Source organism: Streptomyces sp. YIM 98790 (assembly GCF_011421595.1).
Lineage (GTDB): Bacteria > Actinomycetota > Actinomycetes > Streptomycetales > Streptomycetaceae > Streptomyces.
Genome location: NZ_WTLH01000319.1, coordinates 1 through 3,929 on the forward strand (window position 1 = coordinate 1; position 3,929 = coordinate 3,929).

5 protein-coding genes and 1 pseudogene are annotated in these 3,929 nt (G+C 75.5%); 2 read left to right on the top strand and 4 right to left on the bottom strand.

Annotated features, from left to right (window positions below):
• Positions 1–284: 284 nt before the first annotated feature.
• The 4 genes from GQS09_RS27420 to GQS09_RS27435 all read right to left on the bottom strand — a co-directional run bounded on the left by GQS09_RS27420 (position 285) and on the right by GQS09_RS27435 (position 2,506).
• Positions 285–632, bottom strand: a complete 348-nt coding sequence (locus GQS09_RS27420; RefSeq protein ID WP_243761860.1) for a hypothetical protein — start codon at positions 630–632, stop codon at positions 285–287.
• Between the two features lie 409 nt (positions 633–1,041).
• Positions 1,042–1,269 carry a DUF3107 domain-containing protein gene (locus tag GQS09_RS30125; protein WP_165990221.1) on the bottom strand — a complete coding sequence of 76 codons (228 nt, stop codon included), beginning with the start codon at positions 1,267–1,269 and terminating at the stop codon, positions 1,042–1,044.
• Positions 1,270–1,415: 146 nt separating this feature from the next.
• Entirely contained in the window at positions 1,416–2,057 is a 642-nt protein-coding gene (locus GQS09_RS27430) for a TetR/AcrR family transcriptional regulator (RefSeq protein ID WP_165990222.1), read from the bottom strand.
• Positions 2,058–2,284: 227 nt separating this feature from the next.
• A complete protein-coding gene (locus GQS09_RS27435) occupies positions 2,285–2,506 on the bottom strand; it encodes a hypothetical protein (RefSeq protein WP_165990223.1) in 222 nt (73 codons plus the stop codon).
• A gap of 129 nt (positions 2,507–2,635) precedes the next feature.
• Here GQS09_RS27435 and GQS09_RS27440 point away from each other — a divergent pair, with 129 nt between their 5' ends.
• The gene (locus GQS09_RS27440; protein ID WP_165990224.1) at positions 2,636–3,637 is read left to right on the top strand and encodes an alpha/beta fold hydrolase; all 1,002 of its coding nucleotides are present in this window, start codon (positions 2,636–2,638) and stop codon (positions 3,635–3,637) included.
• A gap of 8 nt (positions 3,638–3,645) precedes the next feature.
• Positions 3,646–3,929: pseudogene (locus tag GQS09_RS28830) on the top strand (hypothetical protein); the annotation flags it as partial.

The window sequence follows — 3,929 nt, forward strand, 5'->3', positions numbered from 1 at the left end:
GCCGGCCGGGGGCCGGCGGCCGCCGGCCCGCCGGGGGCCGACCCGGCATCGCGGGGACTGGCACTGGAGCCGGGCACGGCCTCTCCCTGGGGCGCGACGACGACACTGGCGGGCGGCAGCGGAGCACCGGAGACACCGGAGACACCGGGCACGTGGTGCCGTCTCCGCGGCCGGAGCCGCCCGGGGCGTCCGGCGGAGGGCGGGCCGGGGCCGGATGCCCGTCCGGTGCCGCTGCCGGTCGCCCCAGGGTAAGCCGCTTCAATCGGCCATGCTGCTGACGGTCATCAGCTGAGACCGGCGGGCATGGCGCGGTGCCCGTCGGACGCGGCCGGACGCGGCCGGACCCGGGCGGCGGGCCGGGCGGCCCTGGCCGGCGGGCCGGCCTCACCGGGCCGGAGCAGCAGGGAGAGCAGGGCGGTGCTCACCACCAGCGCACCGGCCAGGGTGGCCACCGGGTGGCCGCCGGACACGCCGAGCACCGCCTGCACCAGCAGGGCGCCGCTGAGCGCGGACACCGGGCCGGTCGCCAGGGTGAGCTGCCGGGGATGGGGGAAACGGTGGGGGAGCCGGCGGAGCGCGGACCAGGAGACAGCGGTTCCGAGGACCAGTGAGCCGAGCAGTTCCCAGTACATTGCGGACGCCTCCCGGGCGGGGGTACCGGTGGGACCTCTGCGGTCCTACCCAGGGGACACCGCGCAGCAAACGGCCGCACACAAAACGGCGGCCGGGCCAATGCCACGGCCGCCGTTCCGGCAACTGCCGTCCCCTGCGCGCCCCTTGCTCCCGCCCCGCGCGCCGCCGCCCGGGCCCCGGCGGGCCCNCTACCCAGGGGACACCGCGCAGCAAACGGCCGCACACAAAACGGCGGCCGGGCCAATGCCACGGCCGCCGTTCCGGCAACTGCCGTCCCCTGCGCGCCCCTTGCTCCCGCCCCGCGCGCCGCCGCCCGGGCCCCGGCGGGCCCGCGGCATCCAGGCGCGGTGCGTCCGGCCGGACGGCCGGACGGACGGTGCGGTCAGGGTGACCGGGACTCCCGGAGGCTCACAGGGCTCCGAAGCCCACCTTGCGGGCCACGGCTTCGCCGATCTCCACATAGGCCACCCGGTCGGCCGGGACCAGCACCTGACGGCCGTGCTCGTCAACCAGCCTGAGCACCTTGGTCTCGCCGGAGAGCGCGCCGGTCACCGCGCTCTCCACCTCCTCGCGAGACTGCCCGCTGTCCAGAACGATCTCGCGCGGCGTGTGCTGAACGCCGATCTTGATCTCCACGGCTTGTCCCTCCGCATGCTCCGTGACGTGCGCGATGAGCCGCGCCGCCGTACGCCCCAGCGTAGCCGGGCGGCGGTGCGCGCCCGGCCGCGCCGGGGCACGCCCAGAGCGAACAGTACGCGGGTGGACCCGCACGGCACTCCCGGTCAGGCGGCCGGGGAGTCGGGGTGCATGGGGAAGCCGGCGATGCCGCGCCAGGACAGCATGGCGGTCAGCCCCTTGGCCACGTCCCGCGGCACCGGCTGCCCGGAGCTGAGCCAGTAGCGCGCGGTCACCTGCGCCATGCCGCACAGGCTGACCGCCAGCAGCATGGCCTGCTCCTGCGGCAGGTCGGTGTCCTCGGCGATCACCTCGCTGACCGCCTCCGCGCAGTCCAGCGAGACCTTGTCCACCCGCTCCCGCACGGCCGGCTCATTGGTCAGATCCGATTCGAAGACCAGCCGGAAGGCGCCGCCCTCCTGCTCGACGTAGTCGAAGTAGGCGTCCATGGTGGCGGCGACGCGCTGCTTGTTGTCGGTGGTCGACTCCAGCGCCTGCCGCACCGACTGCACCAGCGCCTCGCAGTGCTGGTCCAGCAGGGCCAGGTAGAGCTCCAGCTTGCCCGGGAAGTGCTGGTACAGCACGGGCTTGCTGACCCCCGCCCGGTCGGCGATGTCGTCCATCGCCGCCGCGTGGTAGCCCTGGGCCACGAACACTTCCTGAGCCGCGCCCAGCAGCTGGTTGCGTCGGGCCCGGCGCGGCAGGCGGGTGCCGCGGGGGCGAGCCTCGGTCTGCTCGATGGCTGTCACTCCGCCTCCCAGTGGTCTCTCTCGCGCGGGCTACGTCCGACGACATGTGCCGCGGCCGCAATCGTACGTTCGGGTAACCCCGGTCCGCGCGCTTCAGGTGCGGAATTCCACTCCGCGGACAGAATCTGTCCACCCGGTGTGCCGGCGGGGCGCCGCCCGCCCCGGCGCCAATCCTGCCGTACCCGCCCTTACCGGACGGCGGGCGGCGGGCCGCGGGCCGCGGGGGCTCAGCGGTAGTCCTCGTCCTCGTCCTCGGCGACCACCCGGGCCTGCTCGGCGAGGTCCGCCGGATTCGCCTCCCCGCTCCCGGGCGGCAGCGGCTCGTCCTCGCCGGCCCGCAGCTCGGCCCGCTGCTCGGCCGCGTCGGCCTCCGGCGTCTCCAGTCCGGCCTCGCGCTCCTCCTCCAGCAGTTCGTCGACGATCTCCGGCTCCGTGGGGTCGATGGACACCGCGATGCACCTCCCTGACCTGCGCGTGACCGGCGGCTCCCCAGCGTAGACGCGGTACTGCGCGGATGCGAACGCGGGATGTGACCCCGGACACGTTTCCGGGACTGCGAGGGCCCCTAGTATTGCGCTATGTCATCGACCGAAGCGCGGCGCGCGGACGCGGTGCTGGCCGCCGCGGAGAGCTGGCCCGGTGTCCGGGACGGCGAGACCATGCGGTCCGTCGCACTGCCCGGGATGACACTGTCCATACGACGCCGGGCCGCGGCCCGGGACGAACTCGAACCCGCGCTGTTCGTGCACGGACTCGGCGGCTCCTCCCGCAACTGGTCCGCCCTCATGCAGCGCCTGTCGGACACCGTCGAGTGCGAGGCCCTGGACCTGCCGGGCTTCGGCGCCTCCCCGCCCGCCGACAGCCGTGACTACACCATCTCCGGGCACGCCCGGGCCGTGGTGCGCTGCCTGGAGGCCAGCGCGCGCGGCCCCGTCCATCTGATGGGCAACTCGCTGGGCGGCGCGGTCGCCACCCGCGTCGCCGCCTTCCGCCCCGATCTGGTGCGCTCCCTGACCCTCGTCTCCCCGGCCCTGCCCGAGTGGCGCCCGCAGCGCACCGCGCTGCCCACCGTCCTGCTCGGCGTGCCCGGCGCCTCCTGGCTGCTGCGCCGGGCCGCCGGCGACTACCCGCCGGAGCAGCGGGCCCGCGGCGTGCTGCGGCTGTGCTACGGCGACCCGGCGCGGATCACCCCCGAGGAGTTCTCGGGTGCGGTGGCCGAGCTGGAGCGGCGCCAGGTCCTGCCGTACTTCTGGGAGTCCCTGACCGCCAGCACGCGCGGTCTGCTCAACGCCTTCTCGGTCGGGGGGCAGCAGTCGCTGTGGCGGCAGGCCGAGCGGGTGCTCGCGCCCACCCTGCTGATCTACGGCGGACGGGACCGGCTGATCTCCTTCCGCATGGCCCGGCGGGCCAGCGCCGCCTTCCGCAACTCGCGGCTGGTGACCCTGCCGGACGCCGGCCATGTGGCCATGATGGAGTTCCCGGACGCGGTCGCGGACGCGTTCCGGGACTTCCTGGACCATCACGCCTCCACCTCACCCCGGCCCGCACGGGCGGGCGACGACGACAGCGGCGGAGGCTGAGCGTCCCGATGGACCGACGGACTTCCCAGCACATGGGTGCGTACACCGCGGAACGCCCGCAGGGCGCGGTGCCGCGGCCGGTCACCCCGGTCGGCGGGACCGGGAGCGGGAACCGGACGATGCCGCGGCCGCGGCAGGAGTACGTGGACGCCTTCGACGGGGACTGGCCGAGCGGCGCCCATCCGGTCGTCGGGCATCCGCCGGCATCCGCCGGGGCACCCCGGGAGCAGGGCGGGGCCCGGGCCGAGCGGTCCGCGGAGCGGGCCGGCCGGCCCGCTCCGGCCGCGTCCGC